The following is a 22,756-nucleotide window of genomic DNA, read 5'->3' on the forward strand; positions in this document are numbered from 1 at the left end:
GCTGCGTGCGTCGTGACTCGAGGTGCGTGCTGCGCGCGGTCGGGGGGGTTCGACGTTCAGGGTGCTGCGGTCAGGTGGTGCGGTCAGAGCCCGAGGAGTCGGGTGACCGCGGCCGTGGCGTAGGTGATGTCGTCGGCGGCGCTGCGGGTGAGCTCGTCGAGGGTGCGGGGGCCGCGGGCGGTCGCGAAGGCCGCGGTGATCCCGTGGACGTGCATCTGGCCGACCGGCACGGCGACCTCGCCAGCGACCACGACGACCGGGACGCCTGCCGGGGTCCGGGAGGCGACGGCGTCGACCACCTTGCCGTGCAGGGACTGGTCGTCGAAGCGCCCCTCCCCCGTGAGGACGAGGTCGACGCCGTCGAGGATGGCGTCCAGGCCGAGGGTCTCGGCCACGAGGGTGCTGCCGGCGACGAGCTCGGCGCCGCAGATCGCGGTCAGCAGCAGAGCGATCCCGCCTGCGGCCCCCATGCCGGGGCGGTCACGGAGGTCGAGGCCTGTCTCGACCGCGACGACCTCGGCCAGGCGGGTGAGGCCGGCGTCGAGCGCGACGACGTCGTCGGGCGTGGCGCCCTTCTGCGGGCCGAACACCGCGGCGGCGCCCTGCGGGCCGACGAGGGGGTTGGTGACGTCGCAGGCGACCCGCCACGTGACCTCGCGTGCGCGGGGGTCGAGCCCGGTGAGGTCGATCCGGTCGAGGGCTGCGAGGCTGCCGCCGCCGGGCGGCAGCGGCTGTCCGGCGGCGTCGAGGAAGCGGGCCCCGAGCGCCGTGAGCAGACCGGTGCCTCCGTCGGTCGTGGCCGAGCCGCCGACGCACAGGATGATCTCGCGCGCGCCCTGGTCCAGCAACGTCTGGGTGATGCGGCCGACCCCGCGGGTGTCTGCGACGAGCGGCTGGAGGGGGACGTCGGAGACCTGGGGCAGGCCGTTGGCCTCGGCGGCCTCGACGACGCCGGTGCCGTCGGGAGAGAGCCCGAACCTCGCGGTGACCGGGCGGCCGAGGGCGTCGGTGGTGGGGCAGGACTGCGCGCTGACTCCCCAGGCGTCGAGCAACGCGTCGAGCGTTCCCTCCCCGCCGTCGGCCATGGGGCAGGTGCGCAGCTCGAGGGACGGTGCGACCGAGGCCTCGCGGACACCGCGGACCATGGCCGTGGCGACCTCCAGGGCGGAGAGGCTCCCCTTGAAGGAGTCGGGGACGATGGCGATGCGGACACCGCGGCCGGTCTGCTCGTCGTTGGGCATGCACAGAACCGTAGATGTGACCCGGACCACAGCACTACGGCACTGTGCACTTCTCTGGACCGGCACTGGGGTCCACCGCTGTGCACTCTGCACAGGTCGGCAACGTCGGCCGCAGGTCAGGCGGCTGGTGTCCCGTCGAGCGCCTCTCGTGCCAGCAGGCCGGTGTGCAGCGCGGCGAGGTCGCCCGGGACCCTCGGGTCGAGCGAGGTGAGGTCGCGGATCCGCTGCACGCGGTGGAGCAGGGTGTTGCGGTGCACGAACAACGCTGCCGACGCCTCGGCGAGGGTCGTCGAGCGCGTCAGAGCGAGGACCGTCTCGGCGTCAGACGCGCTCAAGCGGGCGACCGTCGCCGCACGGCGCGCGAGGGAGGCCGGCGGGAGGTGCCCGAGCCCGAGGAGCAAGGCTGCGCCGTCGTCCACCACCTGGCCGCCGACCGGGAGGAGCCGCGGGTAGCGGGACAGGGCGCGCAGGTCGAGCGCGTGCGCGAGGAGCTGGTCGGGTGCGGCCACCTGTGTGACGCTCAGCCCCCGTGCCCCGGCGACCACCGCCTGTCGCGGCGACCTGTCGAGGATCCACAGGAGACCGTGCATCACCGCGGCGCGGTGGTTCTCGCGCGAGTTGAGGCTCGCTGCGAGGTGGGCGGCACCGTCGGGCGGGACGCTCGAGCCGCCACGGGGTGCCTCCGGGTGAGCCCACACCCCGAGGTTCCAGGGGCCCGTGCCGAGACCAGCGGACCGCAGCCTCGAGCCGACCTCCGTCGCGTCGGGCGGGCCGGAGGTGAGGAAGGCGATGAGCTCACGGGCTGCCGTGGACCTGCGTGTCGCGGCGTCGTACGAGCGCTCCTGGGTGATGAGCAGCTGCACACCGAGCGCGACGACCGTCGCGAGCTGCGCCACCTCGCGCGGGTCCCCGGTGACCCCGACGACGCCGCACAGCCGACCGTCGATGACCAGCGGCTCGTTGACCCCGGGCCGGTCGCTCGACCCCGGTTCCGGGGTGGTCACCGTGACCGTGTGCCCTTCGGCGACGACCCGGGCCGCGCCGTGGTGCAGCGTGCCGACGCGCTCCGGGTCCGACGACGCGATGATCACGCCGTGCTCGTCCATGACGTTGACGTGACGCTCGAGCCGTGAGGTGACGGTGTCGACGACTCGCTGCGCGAGCTCGCTGCTCAGGGGTTCGGGGGCGCGACGCGTCACGGGACGTCGACCGGGTCGGTCACCGAGAGGCCCAGCTGCTCGGCGACGCGCTTCATCGTCGCGTCGTGGCTCGCGACCATGACGAGCTCCCCGACGAGCAGCGCGGTCGCCAGGTGGAGGGCGTCGAGGGTCTTGATGTGCCGTTCGATCGACTCGGCCACCGAGTGCGTCTCCCGCGTGAGGTCGATCGTCCCGACACGGTCGAGCAGAGGAGCCGCGTCGGAGAGCGGCCTGCCGTCGCGCCGAAGCACCCGCACCACCTCGGTCCGCAGGAGGCGCGACGACACGAGAGACATGCCCGGGGTCTGCATCCACTCCTGGAGCCTCAGACGCTCGGGCACGTCCAGGATGGTGCGCAGCCCCACGGAGGAGTCGAGGTACACGATGCGGTCCGCCACGGCTCAGTGGTCCCCACGCATCTCGTCGAGCAGGTCGTCGACCTGCTCGACGGTGTACGACGGGCCTCCTGGGTGGTCGGGCCACGGAGCGGGGGTGACGGCCGGAGGTACGTACCGCCCCTCGCGCTCGAGCCGCGCCAGAGTCGTGTCGTGGTCCCGGACCGTGCTGACACGCCACCGCGGCGTCCCGCGCTCCGTGACCACGAGATCGTCCGTGGCGGTGACGCTGTCGAGCACCGCTGCGGTGTTCTGGTTGAGCTCACGCTTGGTCACGGTGTGCATCCATCAATTGTACTACCCGTGTCTGACATGGTGTCTGGGCCTGCGCGCCAGGCTGAGATGCATGGGCATCGATATCCTCGGCAGATGACCCGTTCTCACAGGCGCCGGCCGGTCCGGGCCGCGCTCATGGCACTGGCTCTCCCGGCAGCACTCGGGATCGCAGGCTGCACAGGACAGCAGACGGCCGACCCGCAGGCAGGGACCGCAGGGCGCGGCCAAACTCTCGCCGAGCTGACGAGCTCGCTCGACGACATCGAGGGCCTGACCTTCTCCGACGTCGGTGGCTCCGAGCCCAACGTGAAGGGCAACACCGGGTTCACCGTGCGCGTGGCTCTCGACCCGACGTACGAGCTGGTGGACCCCGCAGCCCTCGTGGACTTCCTCGTCGAGGCGGCGTGGTCGGTCGACGACGGCCCCATGCCCAACACCACGATCGAGATCGCCTACCTCGGCGTCCCCGGCGACGACGTCGACCTGGGTGCCGCCGCACAGCAGTCCGGCTGGCTGGCCCCCGAGGCGCGGACGAGACAGGTCGCCCCCAACGGCTACTCCATGGCCACGGTCCCCGTGGCCGACTACGCCGTCGACCAGGGCGTGCCGGAGACCGTCGACAGGCTCGGGCCGTGGCCGGGTGAAGCTCCTGCTGTGCCCGGCGGGCTCACGGCGCCGCGCGAAGAGTGACGGCACGTCGCCCCTCTGCCGCACAGCCGTCGGCTCTTCAGCGGACGTGTTGACGCAACGCCTCAGAGAGTGGCGGGAGGTGAGTCTCGATCACGTCGCGGACGACGCCGATGTCCACCCCGCGCAGACTGCCAGACGCCGCGCTTGAGCAGCTGCACAGGGAACACGTCGACGTCGTCTCGCCCGAACAGGGCCCTCGTCTCCTCCATGAGCCCGGAGGCCCGCATCAGCAGGTTCCCGTCGGCGGCGTCCATCTCGACGATGATGTCGATGTCGCTGCCTTCGTGCGCAGTACCGCGGGCGACTGACCCGAAGAGCTTCGGGTTCGTCGCGGAATACCTGTCCAAAATCGCCTGGAACGCGTCCCGATGCGCTTCGACGAGCTCGCGCAGGGCGAGCGTCTCGGGCGTCGCGGCGGCCTTGGTCATGTCCACCACGGTACCGGGGTGAGCGACCCCTGGTCGATGGCGAATCATCGTCCGCTCGGGTCGCTAGGCTGGCGGGATGGCGACAGTCCTCCTCGTGCGGCACGGCCGCACCACAGCGAATGCCACCGGGGTGCTGGCCGGTCGGGCCGCCGGCGTCGCGCTGGACCAGGTCGGGCACGACCAGGCGGCTCTCACCGGTGAGCGTCTCGCGGCCGTCCCCCTCGTCGGGGTGGTGTCGAGCCCGCTCGAGCGGTGCCAGCAGACCGCCCAGCACATCCTCGACCGCCAGCAGGGCACGACGCCGGTGCTCGAGGAGCCCGACATCACCGAGTGCGACTACGGGCACTGGCAGGGCCGCACGCTCTCCGACCTCGCGACCGAGGCACTCTGGCCCACGGTGCAGTCGCAACCGTCTGCCGTCGTCTTCCCCGGCGGTGAGTCCATGGCCGCGATGCAGGCGCGCGCGGTGGCAGCGGTCCGTCGTCACGACGCGGCCTTCGAGGCCGAGCACGGGCCCGAGGCGGTGTGGGTCGCGGTGAGCCACGGCGACATCATCAAGTCGATCCTCGCCGACGCGCTCGGGATGCACCTCGACCTGTTCCAGCGCATCACCGTGGGCCCCGCCTCCTTGTCGATCGTGCGCTACGGGGCGGGTCGGCCGAGCGTCCACGCGACGAACACCGACGCGGGCGATCTCTCGTGGCTGGCGAAGGGCATCCGGTCGGGCGATGCGCCGGTGGGCGGTGGCGCGGGACACGCAGCGCCGTCAGACGCGCGCGCCTAGAGTACTGATATGCCCACACGCGTTCACGAGTTCGACTGGCCCGACCGGGCCGTCATCGGCACCATCGGCCTCCCGGGGTCGCGCACGTTCTACCTGCAGGTCCGCTCGGGTCGGCGGGTGGTGAGCATCGCCCTGGAGAAGCAGCAGTCGGCCCTGCTCGCGGAGAAGATCGACGAGATCCTCGACCAGCTCCTCACGGTCGAGGGCAACCCCTTCAGCGTCCCGACGGGCACACCGCCCGAGCTCGTCGACAACGACCAGCTCGACGCCGTCGAGGAGGACTTCCGCGCCGGCACCATGAGCCTCGGCTGGGACCCGACCACGGCCCAGGTCATCATCGAGGCCTACCCCCTCGCGGAGGACGATGCCGACGACGTCGACCAGATCCTCGACGCGGACCAGGACGACGACTCCGAGATGCTGCTCGTGAAGATCCCCGTCGGCACCGCCCGTGCCTTCGCACGGCGCACCCGTGAGGTCGTGGGTGCCGGGCGCCCGGCGTGCCCGCTCTGCGGGTACCCCGTCGACCCCGACGGGCACGTCTGCACCCTCCCCGAGGACTGATGTCGGCGGACGACCTCGTGACCGGCGAGCTGACCGTCACCGGCCGCATCAGGACGGCCTCGAACGCGACGTTCCTGGGCACCATCGGTGACGTCACGGTCGTCTACAAGCCCGTCGCCGGTGAGAGCCCGCTGTGGGACTTCCCCGACGGGACCCTCGCCGACCGCGAGGTGGCCGCCTACCTGGTGTCCGAGACCCTCGGCTGGGGCGTGGTCCCGCAGACCTGGCTGCGCGACGGCCCCCTCGGCGAGGGGATGGTCCAGCTCTGGAAGGAGCCCGACCCCGAGCAGGACGCCGTCGATCTCGTCGCGACGGACGACGTGCCGGAGGAGGGCTGGAACCCGGTCCTCTCCGGGGAGGACGAGAACGGCCGCTCCCTGACCCTCGTGCACGAGGACTCGCCAGCGCTCCGGCGCATGGCGGTGTTCGACGTGGTCGTCAACAACGCCGACCGCAAGGGCAACCACGTCCTCGCCGTGCCGGACGGCCACCGGTACGGCGTCGACCACGGTCTCACCTTCCACACCGACCACAAGCTGCGCACCGTGCTCTGGGGGTGGGTCGGAGACGACCTGACTGCCGAGGAGCTCGACGGGATCGACCGAGTCAGCGAAGGTTTGGACGGTGACCTGCGGACAGTGCTGGCAGACCTGCTCACGGGTAGGGAGATCGCATCTCTTGCTGCGCGCTGCTCGACGTTGCGTGCGGCGGGGCGGTTCCCAGGTCCCGCTGGCGAGATGCCAGCGGTTCCTTGGCCACTGTTCTGAGGAAGACGCAAACAGGTGCACTGCCAGGTCGTGTTAAGTCTCGGACTACACGCCGAGAGGTAGCTCCAGCACACCTCTTCCTGCACTAGTTTCAGAACCGCGTCTTCTGATCGGGAACAGCCTCCCGCCCTGTGCACTTACGGGAGATCGTCGCACCTGTAGCAGCAGTTGGGGTGAGAGGCATTGTCGATATCCGAAGCTTCCTCACGGCCAGCAGAACACTCTTGCCCTCGCGCCCCCACACAGCTACCGGCGCTACGCCTCGATCTGCGACGAACCGTCAATCTGCACCACGGAAACCTGCGGGCGGTTTACGAGGATACGGGAGCCGAACTCACTCACACGTATCCCGACCGTCACGACTAAGCCACTTCTGCGCAACGCGCTCTCCAGCTTGTCTCGTCGCACGAGCGTTGCTCGAGGTCCGTGCGTCCCATTTGCTGGATCAGTGACCACCAGCGCTCCACTCGCATCGCGGCAATCAATGCTCTCACCTGTCCAGGAAGCCCCGAGCAGGTCAAGCAGAGTTTTCGTGGGTGCCGCGGCTTCACTACCATCGTGGGTGACGTGCACTAGCGCCCCCAGCACGCCGGCATTGCTCCTGAAAAGTTCCGAGAACCGGAGTTGACCGTTCTCGAGTGGGGCGACAGCAGAGTGCTGGCTAGTTGCGAGCAGAGCGTCAGATACCGCAACATACGCATGACGCAGAAGTCCGGGACGAGGGGTGCCGTCATCTTGACCTGACAACCAGCTGTGACTGCCCACCCCGACGGTGCGCCCTCTCGCATCAGACTCTGGCGCAGGGCTGAGATAGCGGAATCCGCCCTCCAGAACGAGCCAATCGACACCATCAGGATCGATCACTCTGACAGAACTATCACCATCATCGATCGCCCACCACGTTCTTTCAGTTGCACGATCCGAGGTACGAATGGTGAGCTCAAGAGGGAGCGTAGGGTCGACCCAAAAATCCCACGCATCGCTCGACTTGGTTAGATACGCCACGTCGGAGTTCAAGTCCGTTCCAGCCTTGGCGGGTCCCGTAGAGGCGAACCAGAGCCTGGCTCCCGCAGGATGGTGAGCGTACTGGTGAACTAGCCACCGCCCCCGCAGGAGGGCTCCACCGTGAGAGTCTTGGGGCAGCGCCGTCATCGCTTGATGATCCGCCAGCACACGACGATCGTGCCGTCGCGGAATACCAAAAGATGCCCATACTTGTGATTCGTGTCGTTGTGCGTCGCGTGGCGAACGGCCGTCAGCGAACATCGCCCGGTCCTCAAACGACATCCCCAGCGGGATGCGACCCATTCGTCGCCGAATACGCAAAGCAGATGCGTCGCGTAGGAACTCGTGCAGAGGACGCTCATCGACGAGCGCAAGATGAATCGAAGCAACGGATCGGAACGATTTAGCTGTTCGCGTGTTTAATGCCTCAGCACACACCCCCTTAGCCGCGATCGCCGCATCCGTTCCCGGCCACCGCGAGATTACACCGCTGGCCGCGAGGAGGAGCGCGTCTCTGGGGTGGTCGTCATCGACGAGCGCCACCCTACCCCAGACTCGGTCAAAGATAGAGGGAGCCCTGTGGGCAAGCTCGACGATATATGCCACACCGAGTCCTGGAAACCCGGAATGTTGCGGGGCGCAACCGAACCACGCGAACAACTCGATCATATCAGCCATTTCAACGTCGCTGACGAGCTTATCCAAAAGAGTGTCGGCGTACCAGGTCAGCAGATCTCTGATTGCGTCCTGCTCCGCGGGAGAGCCGTCGGCTAGATCGACGAGAACCTGCGGCCAGAATTTACTTCGTTGAACGAGAGCAACACTCGACAGTTGCGCATTCAGCCACTTGACACCTAGTTTTTCTCGTCGAGGAGTGGCAAGCACAGACAGAAGAACGTGCTTCGCAGGTTCGCCCCCGGACAACAACAGCCTTCGAGCATGTTTCAAGGTTCGAGCCGTGATCTGAGATTCACTGCGCCCATCGAGCGACAGCGCGAACGCGAAGTCGCGTTCTTCCGCTGTTGTGCTGGGAATGCGCAGGTCAGGGATCTCGGAGGGTCGCGAGAGGTTTGGTAGCGTCTCCGCGATCGTATCAAGAGTGTTCAACCGGCTCGCTTCGTCCGCAGCGCGAATCAGTGCTGCAGAGCCCCCTTTCCGGTCGTCTTCCAGGGCGATGCGAGCGCCGAGCACATCGCTGGCGCCTTGCCATCGCAAGCGAACCAAGTCGCCACCCTCAGCGCACCACTCAAGCAAGCCCTCAGCGACAAACCTCTGGATAATGCGATCGACAGTCTCCAACGCCAGGCTCGAGCGCTCAGCGACCTGACGAACAGTAGTTGTCCCACTAAGGCAGCCGGCAGAGTCGATGACCCTACGAACCGTCGACGGCGTGAAATCAAGCTCCGCGCTCGTCTCTCTGACCAGAAGATCGATCCACGCATCCAGGAGAGAAACGCGGCCCAGAGAAGCCGAGAGCGGCGCACCCGTTGCGCCGTGTGCGGAGACGATGCGCGCCGCCATGGAAGCGAGCAGGGGGTTGGTCAGCGCAGCATGCCACCGCGTGCCAGGTGGAACCCCGAGGGCGTTCTCGAGAGCACGAGACATAGCAGTTCTTGCAGGAGCCTGATGCCGGAACGTCGGAATACTCAGGGTCGCCGAGCGAGCTTCGTCCTGCCGGTCGGACACGATCAAGCGAATGAAAGGGAATCGCTCCACGAGTGCAGCCAGGCGCTCCAGCGCGGCGGATGTGTCTCTCAAGGAAGACTCATTCAGACCGTCGACTGCTATCGTCAGGGGTGCTTTCGCCCAGATCCCGATGCCGTCCAGCACCTCCAAGAAGTCGTCATCAGACAGGCCCTGGCACCCTAGCTGTGACCGCCACGACCGTTGGCCGATGATCGAGGCTGTCGAATCGACAAAATCTCGCGCTCGCAAGAGCAGCACTGGCCTTTCCTGTGCAATCTCACGCTGGGCATACCGAGCGATCTGGTAGCTCTTACCTGTCCCCCATCTACCAGTCACCAGCAGGGTCCGTCGCGTGGCAGCATCGACCTCACAACGGACGACATCAACATATCGCCCCAGCGAAAGCAGACTCTCGCGATAGGCAGTCAACCCCTCGAAGCGTTGCCGCTCGAGAATTCTTGAGCTTATGCCTGCGGCGACGTCAATTCTCGCCATCTGCACTTCTAAGGCGTCGAAGTTTACATCAAGCGCTTTCCTCAGCCACTCCTGGACCAATCCAACTGCCACTGCTGCGTCACCGACAGAACAGCTGGATGTCGTCAGAGAATCTGGCATCCAAGCCACGAGATCTGCATACTCCGAGCGAGCATCCATCACGCCCGGGATATCCGCTCTTGCTGCTCGGTGCTGAACGTTCGCGAGCTGCCCGTCGAGCCCATCGAGCAACACAGAACCTGAGACCTGTGCAGCTGATACCCGGTCAAGGAACACTTCGGTCTGCGGAGCCGGGAATTCCAGCGAAGGTGCACTCTCGTCGCCAAGCCTCGCCAAGATTGTATCAATCCCCCTCGAAGACAGTTGGGAAATCTCATCGACAAGCGCCATCACGGCATCCCCATCAACACTTGCCCCCAGTCCGCCACCTAGGTATGCGTCGATGATCCGCGGGTAGCTGGCCGCGAGTGCGTCGATGAAGGTCAAGCCGTGCCAGTTGGCGTTGAGACCATGTGCCGCGCCGAGGCTGTCAAGCCATGCCAAAGCTTCAGTCGTCGGGTCCCAGGGCAAGACAAGAAACCACTGCGTGACGTTCAGATGTTGCCAACGAGGGTCCGCAGAGAGCCGTTCGAGCGACTTCTCAACACGCGCACGCTGCCCAGAAGCCAGGGGCCCTGTGTACCGCTTCACCTGATAGACAACATCACCCCCGTCAGGGGCTGCCCCCTTGTCAAGGATATCGACACCGCCATCGCCGACAGAGGGCGTGATCCGAGTGGTGGTCGGGCGATCTCGCTTGAGCAGCATAGCGACAATCGCCTCGATGTCTTCGCCGACATATCTTTCCCATGGGATGCGCATCTATATATCCCCAACTCAGTCGGCCGATCTGGGTCATCTTTGGTCTGAACAACCCGAGCCAGCCTCCTAGCCAATCTGGCCACGAGCGAGACGCAGGAAGACAAGAAGAGCTCACGTCAGCGGTCCATCGCGAGGCGGCGTGATGGCAGGCCCCTGGTCACAAGTGGCACGGGCGGGCTCCACCACGCCCGACCGTACTTCCCGCTGGCCCAAACCTAGACGTTGAAGCGGAACTCCACGACGTCGCCGTCCTGCATGACATAGTCCTTGCCCTCGATGCGGGCCTTGCCTGCCGAGCGTGCGGCGGCGACGGAGCCGGCCTCGACGAGGTCGTCGAAGGACACGACCTCGGCCTTGATGAAGCCGCGCTCGAAGTCGGTGTGGATGACACCAGCAGCCTGCGGGGCGGTCCAGCCCTTGTGGATGGTCCAGGCGCGGGCTTCCTTCGGACCTGCCGTGAGGTAGGTCTGGAGACCGAGGGTCTCGAAGCCGACGCGGGCCAGCTGGTCGAGGCCGGGCTCGGCCTGGCCGGAGTCGGCGAGCATCTCGGCGGCCTCGTCGGGCTCGAGCTCGACGAGCTCGGACTCGAACTTCGCGTCGAGGAAGATCGCCTGGGCGGGCGCGACCAGCGCACGGAGCTCGTCCTGGAAGCCCTCGTCGGCGAGGCCGGCGTCGTCGGTGTTGAACACGTAGATGAACGGCTTGGCCGTCATGAGCTGCAGGCCGGCGAGCTGCTCGAGGTCGAGCTTGGCCTTCGCCGCGCCGGAGAAGAGCGTCGTGCCCTCCTCGAGGACCTTCTGCGCGTCCTGGGCGGCAGTCAGCAGGGCGGGGTCGCCCTTCTTGATCTTGACCTCCTTCTCGAGGCGCGGGATCGTCTTCTCGAGGGTCTGGAGGTCGGCGAGGATCAGCTCGGTGTTGATGGTCTCGATGTCGTCCTTGGGCGAGACCTTGCCGTCGACGTGCACGACGTCGGGGTCGGCGAAGGCGCGGGTCACCTGGCAGATGGCCTCGGCTTCGCGGATGTTGGCGAGGAACTTGTTGCCCAGGCCCTCACCCTCGCTGGCACCGCGGACGATGCCGGCGATGTCCACGAAGGACACGGTCGCGGGGAGGATGCGCTCGGAGCCGAAGACCTCGGCGAGCTTCCCCAGGCGTGCGTCCGGCAGCGGCACCACACCCACGTTGGGCTCGATCGTGGCGAACGGGTAGTTCGCCGCGAGCACCTGCGCGCGGGTGAGAGCGTTGAAGAGGGTCGACTTGCCGACGTTGGGGAGTCCGGCGATCCCGATAGTGAGGGCCACGGGAGAAGAGTCTACGGGGCCGACGCCTCGGGCAGGCCCGGACCCCGGCAGGTGTGACGTTCGTCGGACCTGACGTCCGCGTCCTCGAGCACCCTCCGCGGTCGGCGATAGTGGTCTCGGCACACGCCAGCGCACGACCCGCGCACCCGGCGGCGACACGACCCCGCCCCGGCCAGCACCCCCGTCACCGGACCACACCACCGGGACGGCGCAGGACATCTCAGAGGACCAGATGACGACCGCTCCACCCGCCCCCGCCGCCACGACGGAAGAGGGCACCGCAGCACCTGCACCCACCCTGCAGAAGGACGCCCCCGCGACGACGGGCAGCGCCAGCGCCACCGACGACGGCAACCGCGCCCGCCGCCCCGCGCTCTCCCCGATGTTCGTCGGCATGATCGCGCTGGTCTCCCTCGGCGCCTTCGAGTCGCTGGCCGTGTCGACCGCGATGCCGGTCATCGCCGCGTCCCTCGACGGGCTGGCCCTCTACGCACCGGCCTTCGCGCTCACCATCGCGACCTCGGTCATGGGCATGGTCCTCGCGGGTCGCTCGACCGACCGCGGGACCGTCGGCCCCTCACTGCTCGGCGGGGTCGGCGTGTTCGTCGCCGGGCTGCTGCTCGCCGGGCTCGCCCCGTCCATGGGTGTGCTGCTCGTGGGCCGCGCGCTCCAGGGGCTCGGCTCGGGCGCCTACATCGTGGCGCTCTACATGATCGTCGCGCGGCAGTACTCGGGCCGGGCGCGCGCGGGCGTGCTCGCGGCCTTCTCGACCGCGTGGGTGGTCCCGTCGCTCGTCGGCCCCCTGCTCGCCGGCCTGGTGGTGAGCCACCTCGGGTGGCGGTGGGTGTTCCTGTCCGTGGCGGTCCTCGCCGTGCCGGCGACGCTCATGCTGGTCTCCGCGGTGCGGGACAGCGCCCGGACGGCCACGACCGCCGGCGAGGACCCGGCCGCTCCCCCGGCCGGCGGCCCTGCCGCACGACGCGGCGCCCTCTGGTGGGCCGCCGCAGCCAGCGCCGGGGTCGCCCTCATGTCGCTGGGCACCGAGAACCACAGCACGGCCGGCTACACGATGATCGTGCTCGGCGCGGTCGTGGTCCTCTGGGCCGCTCCGCGCCTGCTGCCGCGCGGCACGCTCCGAGCCGGTCGCGGCCTGCCGACGGTCATCGCGCTGCGCGGGCTCGTCGCGTCGTCCTTCTACGCCGCTGAGGTCTTCCTGCCACTGATCCTGCAGCAGGAGCGCGGCTTCAGCCCGGCCCGCTCGGGGATCGTGCTGACCGCCGGCGCGATCACCTGGGCGCTCGGCTCGCTCCTGCGCAGCCGGCTCACGTGGTCGTCGGCGACCTTCCTGCGGCTCGGGACCTGGTTGGTGGCCCTGGCCGTCGCCGGGGTCGCGCTGCTCGTCGTCCCGTCGGTCCCGGCCGAGCTCACGTACCTCGCGTGGGCGGCTGGTGGGCTCGGGCTCGGGATGGTGTTCCCGACGCTCGCCATCCTCGTCTTCGACCTCTCGCCCACCCACCAGCAGGGCTCGAACACCTCGTCGCTCCAGGTCGCCGACGCCCTGAGCAGCGCGTTCCTGCTGGCGCTCGCCGGCATCGTCATCGCCTGGCTCGTGCCGAACATGGGCAGCTACGGGTACCTCGGTGCCTTCGTGCTCGCGGGAGCCGTCGCGCTCGTCGCCGCGGTGATCGCGCCGCGCGCGACGCAGACCACGGTCGGCTGACAGACCGGCGGCGCTCGACCGCCCCGCGCTCGACCACCGTGGCCGCGCCGCTCAGCGCGTGGTGGCGACCTGCTGGAGCAGCTCGGGGGCGCGTCGTTCGAGGACGTGCGCGCCGAGCCGCACCCCGGCGGACCACCAGAAGGCACCGAGACCGAGACCGAGCGCGCACGCGACCCAGCCGAGCACCAGGTCCCCGCGCACCACGGCGACCAGCGCGACGGCGGTCTCGGGGAGGACGAGCAGCAGGAGCACGCCCCACCCGCCGGCCTGCGTGGTGAGGTCGGCGACGGCCGACCCCTGCGGTGAGGAGAACGGCCCGTCGCCCGGCCGCGGGACCGGGTAGACGAAGCGCGCCGAGACGACGCTCGACAGGCCCAGCGCGGTGAGCAGCACGCCGAACGTCACGCCGGCGACCGCGGGCAGGTCCGCCCAGCGGCCGGTCGACCAGACCACGCCCAGGACCACGACGGCCGTGACGGGGACCCCCACGACCGTCGCCGCGACGGCCCGGCCCAGCCGGTCGGCTCGCCCGCTGACCCCGGCTGCCACGTGCACCCAGAAGGCCGTGTGGTCGTACGCCACGTCGGCCGAGATGGTCCAGCCGACGAGGAAGGCCGCGAGCGGGCAGGCGAGGAGGACGAGCGCGCCGTCGCCACGGTCGAGGAGGGCGAGCACGAGCGGCAGGAAGGGCACCACGGCGAGCGCACCGAGGTACCGCGGGTCGCGCACCCAGTAGGTGAGGCTCCGTGCCGCGACCGCGGCCGCCGCCCCGCCGAGCACCGCGGCCAGCAGCCGACCGAGCGGGTCCCGTGCCGCGGACGCTCCCGAGAGGAGCCCGGACCGGAGTCTCGTGCCAGCAGGCCGCGGGCCACCGCCGCTGCGCGACGCGGGGCCGACCGACGCCCGGCCCAGGCCGCGAGCCCAGAGGACGACGAGCACCAGCAGCACCCCGACGGCGAGCCCGAGGTGGACCGCCGCCGTCCCGGGGCGACCGTCGGCCACCGCAGACGGGACGGCCCACACGGTCCCGACGGGCGTCCACGAGACGATCTCGGCGACGCGCTCGACCGAGACGGCAGACCAGGCCGCAGGCCCCCGCGCAGCCCACCCGACGAGCGGGACGGCGACGGCGAGCGGGACGAGCAGGGACAGCGCGCTCGCGTCACGGAAGCGGCGCGAGGACCTCACCGGGGCGAGGAGCGTGGTCCAGGTGCGCGAGCCGACGACACAGGTCGCCACGGCCAGGACTCCCGCCGGGAGCGACGCCATCAGCGCGGCCGGCGACTCGCGCCAGACGACCGTGGACCCGAGCACCAGCAGCAGCGTGAGCACTCCGGGGACACCCACGAGCCCTGCTGCAGCCAGACCTGTCACCACGTCTCGCCGGCGCAGGCCGTACGGGCGCAGGACCTCGGCGGAGACCGTCGAGTCGACCCCGAAGGCGACCAGCGGCACGAGCCACCAGGCCGCGACGAGCACGGCTCCACCGACCACCAGCCACGCACCGGCGAGGGTCGGGTCGGTCCGGGAGGTCGCCCCGAGCGCGAAGAGCAAGATCGCCACCGCGGCCAGACCAGAGGTCGTGGAGGCGGCGAGGGCAACGAGCTGCCACACGCTCCGGGTGAGGGCGTTGGCCATGAGCCGGAGCTTGAGGGAGACGACGAGGTGCGCGACCGACCGGGTCGGGGTGGGCGACGGCGCCCGCAGGCGCTCGCCGGGCACTGCCCCCGCAGCCGCTGTCGCCGTCATCGCCTCACGGTAGACCGACGACGGCAGCACGGCACCTCCTGTGCACTCCCGGGCGACGCACCGCGGCGCTGCCACCTGCACCGTCGTGTCGGTGGCTCGGTGCAGGGTGGGGGCATGACGATCTTCTGGTGTGCCCTGACCGCGCTCGTGGGCCTCGTGCTCGGGTACGGCCTCGCCGTCGCCCGGTCAGGCTCACGCCTGCGCGCCGGTGAGGTCGCGGTGGCGCGCGCCGAGGCCGAGCTGGCCGCCGAGCGCCGTGGCGCGGGCGAGCGGCTGCTCGCCATGCAGCACGACCAGGACCGCCTCTCCGACCAGTTCCGTGCCCTGGCGGCCGACGCGCTGGCGTCGAACAACGAGCAGTTCCTGGGGCTCGCCGAGCAGCGTCTGCGGTCGACGCAGGTGGCCGGTCAGGCGGACCTCGCGGCGCGCACCGAGGCGGTGCAGCAGCTGGTCGCCCCGCTCACCCGCTCGCTGAGCGACGTGCGCCAGCAGATGCAGGTCGCCGAGGAGGCGCGGATCGCGAGCACGTCCGCGCTCGCCGAGCAGGTCCGCGGGATGCGGGACGCCTCCGAGCTCCTGCGCTCCCAGACGAGCTCCCTCGTGTCCGCGCTGCGCACCTCGGACGTGCGGGGCGCCTGGGGCGAGATGCAGCTGCGCCGCGTGGTCGAGGTCGCGGGGATGCTCAACCGCGTCGACTTCGTCGAGCAGAGCCACGTGTCGACCGACGACGGGGCGCTGCGCCCCGACATGGTGGTGCACCTCGCCGGCGGGAAGAACATCGTCGTCGACGCGAAGGTCGCCTTCCTCGGGTACCTCGACGCGCAGCAGGCCACCGACCCCGGCTACCGGGCGGAGCGGCTCGCCGCGCACGCCCGCCACGTCCGCAAGCACATCGACGACCTCGGCTCGAAGCGGTACTGGGACCAGTTCGCCCCGAGCCCCGAGTTCGTCGTGATGTTCATCCCGGCCGAGCCGTTCCTCGCGGCGGCCGTCGAGGAAGACCCGTCGCTGCTCGAGTACGCCTTCGGCCGGAACGTGGTCATCGTGACCCCGATGACGCTCATGGCGCTGCTCCGCACGGTCTCGTACGCGTGGCGCCAGGAAGCCCTCGCGGAGAACGCGCAGAAGGTGCTCGAGGTGGGCAAGGAGCTGCACGGTCGCCTCGCGACGATGGGCAGCCACCTGACCCGGCTCGGCAAGCAGATCCAGGGTGCCGCCGACGCCTACAACAAGACCGTGGCGTCCCTCGAGACGCGCGTGCTCGTGAGCGCCCGACGGTTCGCCGAGCTCGACGTGGTCGACGGCGACCTCGAGACCCCGCCGCCGGTCAGCCCGCACCTGGGTGTGGTGAGCGCACCCGAGCTCCTCGCGTCGGTCGACGAGTCCCTCGTCGACCTCGAAGACCTCAGACGGGGTTGACCGTCAGCGAGCGGCGGTTGCCACGCTTGGGGTGCGCCGTCTCGACACCGGCCTTCTTCAGGTCGGCGCGGAGCTCGCGAGGGAGCGAGAACATGAGGTCCTCGGTCGCCGTGCGGACCTCCTCGACCTGGCCGTAGCCGCGCTCGGCGAGGTACGCGAGCACCTCGTCGACGAGGATCTCGGGGACCGAGGCGCCCGAGGTGACGCCGACCGTACGGACCCCCTCGAACCAGGACTCGTCGATCTCCTTGGCGTAGTCGACGAGGTACGACGAGCGCGCCCCGGCGTTGAGGGCCACCTCGACCAGGCGCACCGAGTTCGAGGAGTTGGTCGAGCCGACCACGATCACCAGGTCGCACTCGGGGGCGAGCTTCTTCACCGCCACCTGGCGGTTCTGCGTGGCGTAGCAGATGTCGTCGCTGGGCGGGTCCTGCAGCGTCGGGAAGCGCTCGCGCAGCCGGCGCACCGTCTCCATGGTCTCGTCGACCGAGAGGGTGGTCTGCGAGATCCAGATGACCTTGTCCGGGTCGCGGACCACGACCTTGTCGACCTCGTCCGGGGAGTTGACGATCTGGATGTGGTCGGGAGCCTCGCCTGCGGTGCCCTCGACCTCCTCGTGACCGTCGTGGCCGATGAGCAGGATGTCGTAGTCCTCGGAGGCGAAGCGGACAGCCTCCTTGTGGACCTTCGTGACGAGCGGGCAGGTCGCGTCGATGGTCTGCAGCGAGCGCTCCTCCGCGGCGGCGACCACGGCGGGCGAGACCCCGTGGGCCGAGAACACGACGCGCGCGCCCTCGGGCACCTCGTCGGTCTCGTCGACGAAGATCGCGCCGCGGTCGCTCAGGGTCTCCACGACGTACTTGTTGTGGACGATCTCCTTGCGCACGTAGATCGGGGCCCCGTGCAGCGCGAGCGCCTTCTCGACGGCGATCACCGCGCGGTCGACCCCGGCGCAGTAGCCCCGAGGGGCGGCGAGCAGGACCCGTCCGGGCGCCTGGGCACCTGCGTCGGCGGACGTGCGAGCGGTCTCGGGGGGAAGAGTTGTCACACGTCGAGTCTAGGTGACAGGCCCTGCGCACCCCAGCCGGGGCGGCCCGTCACGCACGTGTGGCACGACACCCTCACATCTGGGAATGAAACGTGCTCGGGTGTCAGCGCGATGGTGCACGCTAGACCTGTGGCTCTCCCCGACGACTCGTCCCCCGCGACCTCCTCGACGACCGACGCCGGCGCGGTGCGCCAGCCGCTGGCCGCGAAGGCCTCCGACACCACGGCCGAGAACCCGTGGCCGGTCCGGCTGCTGTCCGCGAAGATCAGCGACTACATCGACCGCATGGCGCCGCTGTGGGTCGAGGGGCAGGTCGTCCAGCTCAACCGCAGGCCCGGCGCGGGCATGGCCTTCCTCACCCTGCGCGACACCGACGCCGACATGTCGCTCCCGGTGTCCGTGTACGCCAAGGTCCTCGACGGCGTCTCCGCCCCGATCGACGAGGGTGCGCACGTGGTGGTCCGCGCCAAGCCGACCTTCTGGACCAAGCGCGGGTCGTTCCAGATGCAGGCCGACCAGCTCAAGCCCGTCGGCGTCGGCGAGCTGCTCGCCCGCATCGAGCACCTCAAGCGCGTGCTCGCCGCCGAGGGGCTCTTCGACGCCGGCCGCAAGAAGCCGCTGCCGTTCCTGCCGCGCGTCGTCGGTCTGGTCTGCGGGCGCGAGTCGAAGGCCGAGCACGACGTGGTGGTCAACGCCCGCGCGCGCTGGCCCCAGGTGCGCTTCGAGATCCGTGAGGTCGCCGTCCAGGGCGTCTCGGCAGTCCCGCAGGTCAGCGCCGCCATCGCCGAGCTCGACGCGCACCCCGACGTCGAGGTGATCGTCGTCGCCCGTGGCGGCGGTGCGGTCGAGGACCTGCTGCCCTTCAGCAACGAGGCGCTGGTCCGCGCGGCGTCGGCGTGCCGGACGCCGCTCGTCAGCGCGATCGGGCACGAGACGGACGCCCCGCTGCTCGACCTCGTCGCCGACTACCGCGCGTCGACGCCCACCGACGCCGCGAAACGCATCGTCCCCGACGTGAGCGAGGAGCGTGCGCGGCTCACGCAGGCCCTCGGGCGGATGCGATCGGCCGTGACCCACCGCGTCCGGCAGGAGCAGGCGGGCCTCGACGCGACCCGGTCGCGACCCGTCCTCGCGGCCCCGCACACGATGATCGAGACGCGCGAGCGCGACGTCGAGGCGGCCGTACGCGCCGGGCGCTCGGGGCTCGACCGGCTGCTGAGCAGCGCGTCGTCGACCGTCGACCGCCTCGCCGCGCAGGTCCGGGCGCTGTCCCCCGCGGCGACGCTCGACCGCGGCTACGCCGTGGTGCAGGGCCCTGACGGCTCGGTCGTCCGTTCCCCCGACGACGTCGCCACGGGCGACGCCCTCCGCATCCGCCTCGCCTCGGGCGAGATCACCGCCACCACCCGCTAGAGATTTGGTGTACTTCTCCCATGACCGCTGACAGCCCCGCCACCTCGAACGGCCTCTCCGCCAGCACCTCCGACCTCTCGGCGCTCAGCTACGAGCAGGCTCGCGACGAGCTCGTGCAGGTCGTCGCCCGCCTCGAGGCCGGCGGCGAACCGCTCGAGGCCTCGCTCGCCCTCTGGGAGCGCGGCGAGGCGCTCGCCGCGCGCTGCCAGGAGTGGCTCGACGGCGCCCGCCAGAAGCTCGACGCCGCCCGCACCGACGCGGGCACCACCAGCACCACCGACCTCGACGACGAGTAAGGACCACCGATGACCCCGCCCAGCACCCCGCAGCCTCCCGCCGAGCCGCTCGCCCTCGTGGTGGGCGAGGCGCTCATCGACGTGGTGCACCGCGCCGACGGGACGGTCGACGAGCACCCGGGCGGCAGCCCGGCCAACGTCGCGCTCACCCTCGGGCGGCTCGACCGTCGTGCGCAGCTCCTCGCGTGGATCGGCACGGACAGCTACGGCGACAGGATCCGCAGCTGGCTCTCCGGCTCGCACGTCGACCTCGCGCCCGGCAGCGACGGCGCCGCGTCGACGTCGATCGCGACGGCGCACCTCGGGGCCGACGGCGGTGCCACGTACGACTTCGACCTCACCTGGGCGCTGCCCGCTGACGTCCGTGTCCCCGACGAGACCGTGGTGGTCCACACCGGCTCGATCGCCGCCGTCCTCGAGCCCGGTGCGACGGGCGTCCGACGCGTGCTCGCCGCGGCCCAGCCGCGCGCGACCGTCACCTACGACCCGAACATCCGCCCGACGCTCATGGGCCAGCCGGGCGAGGTCCGTCCGGTGGTCGAGGCCCTCGTTGCCGGCGCCGACGTGGTCAAGGTCAGCGACGAAGACCTGCACTGGCTCTACCCGGGCGCCGACCTCGACGTCGTCGCGACCCGCTGGCAGCGCAGCGGGCCGGCGCTCGTCATCGTCACCTACGGGGGCGACGGGGCGGTGGCCGTCACGGCGGAGCACCGGCTCGAGGTCGCCGCGCCCCGCGTCGAGGTGGCCGACACCGTCGGCGCCGGGGACTCCTTCATGGGGGCGCTCCTGCACGGCCTCTGGTCGGCCGGCCTGCTCGGCGCCCAGCACCGCGCGAGCCTCGCCGCGATCGACGAGACGACGCTCACGACCGTCCTCGAGCAGTGCGTCCAGGTCGCGGCGATCACCGTGTCGAGGTCCGGCGCCAACCCGCCCCGGCTCCGCGAGCTGACCGGCCACGTCTGACCTGACGAGACGGGCGAGCGCAGCCCGCTCCCCCGGGCGCATCATCATGAGCAGCACCCCGCGTCAGCAGCACCCGCGCTGCAGCACCGAGAGAAGGATCGTCATGCCGCACCACGACACCCCCGCAGCAGCCTGGGCCGAGCTCCGTGCCGGCAACACGCGGTTCATCGAGGACAAGATGGAGCACCCGTCGCAGGGCTTCGACCGCCGTGAGCAGCTCAAGGTCGCCCAGCACCCCTTCGCGGTCGTGTTCGGGTGCTCCGACTCCCGTGTGGCCGCCGAGATCATCTTCGACCAGGGCCTCGGCGACGTGTTCGTGGTCCGCACCGCAGGTCACGTGGTGGACACCACCGTCATCGGGTCCATCGAGTACGGCGTCGACATCCTCGACACCCGCCTCGTCGTGGTGCTCGGGCACGACAGCTGCGGAGCCGTCGCCGCCGCGATGCACGCCCTCGCGACCGGTGAGCAGCCCAGCGGGTTCGTGCGTGCTGTCGTCGACCGGGTGATCCCGTCGATCGTCGGCATCACTGCTGCCAACGGCGGAGGCTTCGAGACGGTGTCGGCCGACGTGCTGCGCCGCGAGCACGTCCGCCACACCGTCTCGATGCTGCACTCCTACTCGGCCGGGCTCGCCAAGGCCGTCGCGGAGGGCCGCTGCGCGATCGTCGGCGTCGAGTACGACCTCGCCGACGGGCACGCCCGCCTCATCGAGGCGATCGGCGACATCGGCGACGCCGAGTTCGACGTCTGACCTCGACGGGCCCGGGCGCCTCGGGCGCCCGGGCCCGGCTCGTGCTGGACCGGGCTCGTGCGGCACGATGGACCCATGACTTCCACACCTGACACCGACGTCACCGGCGAGTTCCGGATCGAGCACGACACGATGGGCGAGGTCCGCGTCCCCGCGGCAGCCCTCTACCGTGCGCAGACCCAGCGAGCCGTCGAGAACTTCCCGATCTCCGGCACGCCCCTCGAGCGCAGCCACATCGAGGCGCTGGCCCGCGTCAAGAAGGCAGCGGCGCAGGCCAACGCCGAGCTCGGCGTCCTCGAGGCCGACCTCGCGCAGGCGATCGTCGACGCCGCCGAGGCCGTCGCCCAGGGCGGCTACGACGAGCACTTCCCGCTCGACGTGTTCCAGACCGGCTCCGGCACCTCGTCGAACATGAACACCAACGAGGTCATCGCCGAGCTCGCGACCCGTGCGCTCGGTCGTGAGGTGCACCCCAACGACCACGTCAACGCCTCGCAGTCCTCCAACGACGTCTTCCCGACGTCGGTGCACGTCGCCGCCACGGCCGGCGTCGTCCGTACGCTCATCCCCGCGCTCGACCACCTCGCGACGTCGCTCGAGGCCAAGGCCAGCGAGTTCGCGACCGTCGTGAAGTCGGGCCGCACCCACCTCATGGACGCGACCCCGGTCACCCTCGGCCAGGAGTTCGGCGGCTACGCGGCCGCCGTCCGCTACGGCATCGAGCGCCTGGAGTCCGCGCTCCCCCGCGCCGCAGAGGTCCCGCTCGGCGGCACCGCCGTCGGCACCGGCATCAACACCCCGGCCGGGTTCCCGCAGCGGGTCATCGCCCTCCTCGTCGAGGACACGGGTCTGCCGCTCACCGAGGCACGCGACCACTTCGAGGCGCAGTCGGGCCGCGACGGCCTCGTCGAGCTGTCCGGCGCGCTGCGCGGCATCGCCGTGAGCATCACCAAGATCTGCAACGACCTGCGGTGGATGGGCTCGGGCCCCAACACGGGTCTCGGCGAGATCGCGATCCCCGACCTGCAGCCCGGGTCGTCGATCATGCCCGGCAAGGTCAACCCCGTGATCCCGGAGGCCGTCCTCATGGTCGCCGCCCGCGTCATCGGCAACGACGCGACCGTGGCCTGGGCCGGTGCGAGCGGGTCCTTCGAGCTCAACGTGCAGATCCCCGTGATCGCTCTCGGCGTCCTCGAGTCCGTCCGCCTGCTCTCGAACGCCTCCGTGCTGCTCGCCGACAAGACCGTCGACGGCATCACCGCGAACGTCGAGCGGGCACGCGCCCTCGCCGAGTCCTCGCCGTCGATCGTCACCCCGCTCAACCGGGTGATCGGCTACGAGGCCGCCGCGAAGGTCGCCAAGCACTCCGTGAAGAACGGCCTCACGGTCCGCGAGGCCGTGATCGACCTCGGGTTCGTCGAGCGCGGCGAGGTCACCGAGGCGCAGCTCGACACGGCGCTCGACGTGCTCGCCATGACCCGCCCGCCGCAGGCCTGACGGCGCCCGTCCCCCACGAGGCCTGCGCCGTCGACGACGCGCGCGACGCAGGCCAGTACGACCTTCGACGCACCTCCCCGGGAGCACCCGGGGAGGTGCGTCGTCGTCTGCGCGACCGGCCAGCGCACAGCCGCTCCAGGCACCGCCTCTGGTAAAGTGTGAGAAACCGGTTTCTCGCGCGCTCCACGAGCGCACTCCCTCGTTG

20 protein-coding genes are annotated in these 22,756 nt (G+C 70.2%); 11 read left to right on the forward strand and 9 right to left on the reverse strand.

Annotation, left to right across the window (positions count from 1 at the left end; translation table 11 throughout):
- Positions 1-83: 83 nt before the first annotated feature.
- From SKED_RS12900 to SKED_RS12915, 4 genes are all read right to left on the reverse strand, one after another.
- Complete coding sequence (locus tag SKED_RS12900; RefSeq protein ID WP_012867601.1) at positions 84-1,241, reverse strand: glycerate kinase; 1,158 nt, start codon at positions 1,239-1,241, stop codon at positions 84-86.
- Between the two features lie 116 nt (positions 1,242-1,357).
- Complete coding sequence (locus SKED_RS12905) at positions 1,358-2,440, reverse strand: CdaR family transcriptional regulator (protein WP_012867602.1); 1,083 nt, start codon at positions 2,438-2,440, stop codon at positions 1,358-1,360.
- Positions 2,437-2,838: a type II toxin-antitoxin system VapC family toxin gene (locus SKED_RS12910; RefSeq protein ID WP_012867603.1), complete on the reverse strand. Its 402-nt coding sequence runs from the start codon at positions 2,836-2,838 to the stop codon at positions 2,437-2,439. The genes SKED_RS12905 and SKED_RS12910 overlap by 4 nt, the downstream gene beginning before the upstream one ends.
- Before the next feature lie 3 nt (positions 2,839-2,841).
- Positions 2,842-3,120 carry a type II toxin-antitoxin system Phd/YefM family antitoxin gene (locus tag SKED_RS12915; protein WP_042438051.1) on the reverse strand — a complete coding sequence of 93 codons (279 nt, stop codon included), beginning with the start codon at positions 3,118-3,120 and terminating at the stop codon, positions 2,842-2,844.
- An 84-nt stretch (positions 3,121-3,204) separates the two neighbouring features.
- Here SKED_RS12915 and SKED_RS12920 point away from each other — a divergent pair, with 84 nt between their 5' ends.
- Positions 3,205-3,801 carry a hypothetical protein gene (locus tag SKED_RS12920; protein WP_143755733.1) on the forward strand — a complete coding sequence of 199 codons (597 nt, stop codon included), beginning with the start codon at positions 3,205-3,207 and terminating at the stop codon, positions 3,799-3,801.
- Positions 3,802-3,863: 62 nt separating this feature from the next.
- Here SKED_RS12920 and SKED_RS12925 read toward each other — a convergent pair whose 3' ends face one another.
- On the reverse strand, positions 3,864-4,229 hold the full coding sequence (locus SKED_RS12925) for a nucleotidyltransferase family protein (protein ID WP_012867606.1): 366 nt from the start codon (positions 4,227-4,229) through the stop codon (positions 3,864-3,866).
- A gap of 76 nt (positions 4,230-4,305) precedes the next feature.
- Between SKED_RS12925 and SKED_RS12930 the strand changes: the two genes are divergently transcribed.
- The 3 genes from SKED_RS12930 to SKED_RS12940 are packed head-to-tail and all read left to right on the forward strand — an operon-like array spanning position 4,306 to position 6,344.
- A complete protein-coding gene (locus SKED_RS12930; protein WP_012867607.1) occupies positions 4,306-5,013 on the forward strand; it encodes an MSMEG_4193 family putative phosphomutase in 708 nt (235 codons plus the stop codon).
- A 9-nt stretch (positions 5,014-5,022) separates the two neighbouring features.
- Positions 5,023-5,577: a DUF3090 domain-containing protein gene (locus SKED_RS12935; RefSeq protein WP_012867608.1), complete on the forward strand. Its 555-nt coding sequence runs from the start codon at positions 5,023-5,025 to the stop codon at positions 5,575-5,577.
- On the forward strand, positions 5,577-6,344 hold the full coding sequence (locus SKED_RS12940; protein WP_012867609.1) for an SCO1664 family protein: 768 nt from the start codon (positions 5,577-5,579) through the stop codon (positions 6,342-6,344). Before SKED_RS12935 ends, SKED_RS12940 begins: the two co-directional genes overlap by 1 nt.
- A 255-nt stretch (positions 6,345-6,599) precedes the next feature.
- Here SKED_RS12940 and SKED_RS20015 read toward each other — a convergent pair whose 3' ends face one another.
- Together SKED_RS20015 and ychF are read right to left on the reverse strand one after the other, a co-directional pair.
- A complete protein-coding gene (locus SKED_RS20015; RefSeq protein ID WP_012867610.1) occupies positions 6,600-10,391 on the reverse strand; it encodes a PDDEXK family nuclease in 3,792 nt (1,263 codons plus the stop codon).
- Positions 10,392-10,606: 215 nt separating this feature from the next.
- The gene (gene ychF, locus SKED_RS12945; RefSeq protein WP_012867611.1) at positions 10,607-11,692 is read right to left on the reverse strand and encodes a redox-regulated ATPase YchF; all 1,086 of its coding nucleotides are present in this window, start codon (positions 11,690-11,692) and stop codon (positions 10,607-10,609) included.
- 232 nt (positions 11,693-11,924) lie between these two features.
- On the opposite strand from ychF, the gene SKED_RS12950 reads away from it, so the two are divergent.
- Positions 11,925-13,412: an MFS transporter gene (locus tag SKED_RS12950; RefSeq protein WP_012867612.1), complete on the forward strand. Its 1,488-nt coding sequence runs from the start codon at positions 11,925-11,927 to the stop codon at positions 13,410-13,412.
- A 51-nt stretch (positions 13,413-13,463) separates the two neighbouring features.
- On the opposite strand, the gene SKED_RS12955 is transcribed toward SKED_RS12950, so the two are convergent.
- The gene (locus tag SKED_RS12955) at positions 13,464-15,161 is read right to left on the reverse strand and encodes a hypothetical protein (RefSeq protein WP_143755734.1); all 1,698 of its coding nucleotides are present in this window, start codon (positions 15,159-15,161) and stop codon (positions 13,464-13,466) included.
- A gap of 114 nt (positions 15,162-15,275) precedes the next feature.
- On the opposite strand from SKED_RS12955, the gene SKED_RS12960 reads away from it, so the two are divergent.
- On the forward strand, positions 15,276-16,580 hold the full coding sequence (locus SKED_RS12960; RefSeq protein WP_012867614.1) for a DNA recombination protein RmuC: 1,305 nt from the start codon (positions 15,276-15,278) through the stop codon (positions 16,578-16,580).
- Here the strand turns inward: SKED_RS12960 and SKED_RS12965 are convergent.
- Positions 16,567-17,628 carry a 4-hydroxy-3-methylbut-2-enyl diphosphate reductase gene (locus SKED_RS12965; protein WP_012867615.1) on the reverse strand — a complete coding sequence of 354 codons (1,062 nt, stop codon included), beginning with the start codon at positions 17,626-17,628 and terminating at the stop codon, positions 16,567-16,569. The genes SKED_RS12960 and SKED_RS12965 overlap by 14 nt on opposite strands.
- 129 nt (positions 17,629-17,757) lie before the next feature.
- On the opposite strand from SKED_RS12965, the gene xseA reads away from it, so the two are divergent.
- The 5 genes from xseA to SKED_RS12990 all read left to right on the forward strand — a co-directional run bounded on the left by xseA (position 17,758) and on the right by SKED_RS12990 (position 22,551).
- Complete coding sequence (xseA, locus tag SKED_RS12970) at positions 17,758-19,041, forward strand: exodeoxyribonuclease VII large subunit (protein WP_012867616.1); 1,284 nt, start codon at positions 17,758-17,760, stop codon at positions 19,039-19,041.
- 20 nt (positions 19,042-19,061) lie between these two features.
- Positions 19,062-19,337, forward strand: coding sequence for an exodeoxyribonuclease VII small subunit (locus tag SKED_RS12975; protein WP_012867617.1), 276 nt, complete (start codon positions 19,062-19,064; stop codon positions 19,335-19,337).
- A gap of 9 nt (positions 19,338-19,346) precedes the next feature.
- Positions 19,347-20,300 carry a carbohydrate kinase family protein gene (locus SKED_RS12980; RefSeq protein ID WP_012867618.1) on the forward strand — a complete coding sequence of 318 codons (954 nt, stop codon included), beginning with the start codon at positions 19,347-19,349 and terminating at the stop codon, positions 20,298-20,300.
- Between the two features lie 103 nt (positions 20,301-20,403).
- The gene (locus SKED_RS12985) at positions 20,404-21,054 is read left to right on the forward strand and encodes a carbonic anhydrase (protein WP_012867619.1); all 651 of its coding nucleotides are present in this window, start codon (positions 20,404-20,406) and stop codon (positions 21,052-21,054) included.
- Positions 21,055-21,129: 75 nt separating this feature from the next.
- Positions 21,130-22,551: a class II fumarate hydratase gene (locus SKED_RS12990; protein ID WP_012867620.1), complete on the forward strand. Its 1,422-nt coding sequence runs from the start codon at positions 21,130-21,132 to the stop codon at positions 22,549-22,551.
- The last annotated feature ends 205 nt before the right edge of the window (positions 22,552-22,756 follow it).

Origin of the sequence: Sanguibacter keddieii DSM 10542, assembly GCF_000024925.1 — a bacterium.
Classification (GTDB): domain Bacteria; phylum Actinomycetota; class Actinomycetes; order Actinomycetales; family Cellulomonadaceae; genus Sanguibacter; species Sanguibacter keddieii.

Bases quoted from the DNA above. Each gene is read 5' to 3' on its own strand.
- SKED_RS12920 (WP_143755733.1), top strand. From the start codon at position 3,205: ATGACCCGTTCTCACAGGCGCCGGCCGGTCCGGGCCGCGCTCATGGCA.
- SKED_RS20015 (WP_012867610.1), bottom strand. From the start codon at position 10,391: ATGCGCATCCCATGGGAAAGATATGTCGGCGAAGACATCGAGGCGATT.
- SKED_RS12980 (WP_012867618.1), top strand. From the start codon at position 19,347: ATGACCCCGCCCAGCACCCCGCAGCCTCCCGCCGAGCCGCTCGCCCTC.
- SKED_RS12990 (WP_012867620.1), top strand. From the start codon at position 21,130: ATGACTTCCACACCTGACACCGACGTCACCGGCGAGTTCCGGATCGAG.
- SKED_RS12915 (WP_042438051.1), bottom strand. From the start codon at position 3,120: ATGCACACCGTGACCAAGCGTGAGCTCAACCAGAACACCGCAGCGGTG.
- SKED_RS12955 (WP_143755734.1), bottom strand. From the start codon at position 15,161: ATGACGGCGACAGCGGCTGCGGGGGCAGTGCCCGGCGAGCGCCTGCGG.
- SKED_RS12985 (WP_012867619.1), top strand. From the start codon at position 20,404: ATGCCGCACCACGACACCCCCGCAGCAGCCTGGGCCGAGCTCCGTGCC.
- SKED_RS12950 (WP_012867612.1), top strand. From the start codon at position 11,925: ATGACGACCGCTCCACCCGCCCCCGCCGCCACGACGGAAGAGGGCACC.
- SKED_RS12940 (WP_012867609.1), top strand. From the start codon at position 5,577: ATGTCGGCGGACGACCTCGTGACCGGCGAGCTGACCGTCACCGGCCGC.
- SKED_RS12925 (WP_012867606.1), bottom strand. From the start codon at position 4,229: ATGACCAAGGCCGCCGCGACGCCCGAGACGCTCGCCCTGCGCGAGCTC.
- SKED_RS12935 (WP_012867608.1), top strand. From the start codon at position 5,023: ATGCCCACACGCGTTCACGAGTTCGACTGGCCCGACCGGGCCGTCATC.
- SKED_RS12960 (WP_012867614.1), top strand. From the start codon at position 15,276: ATGACGATCTTCTGGTGTGCCCTGACCGCGCTCGTGGGCCTCGTGCTC.
- SKED_RS12900 (WP_012867601.1), bottom strand. From the start codon at position 1,241: ATGCCCAACGACGAGCAGACCGGCCGCGGTGTCCGCATCGCCATCGTC.
- SKED_RS12975 (WP_012867617.1), top strand. From the start codon at position 19,062: ATGACCGCTGACAGCCCCGCCACCTCGAACGGCCTCTCCGCCAGCACC.
- SKED_RS12930 (WP_012867607.1), top strand. From the start codon at position 4,306: ATGGCGACAGTCCTCCTCGTGCGGCACGGCCGCACCACAGCGAATGCC.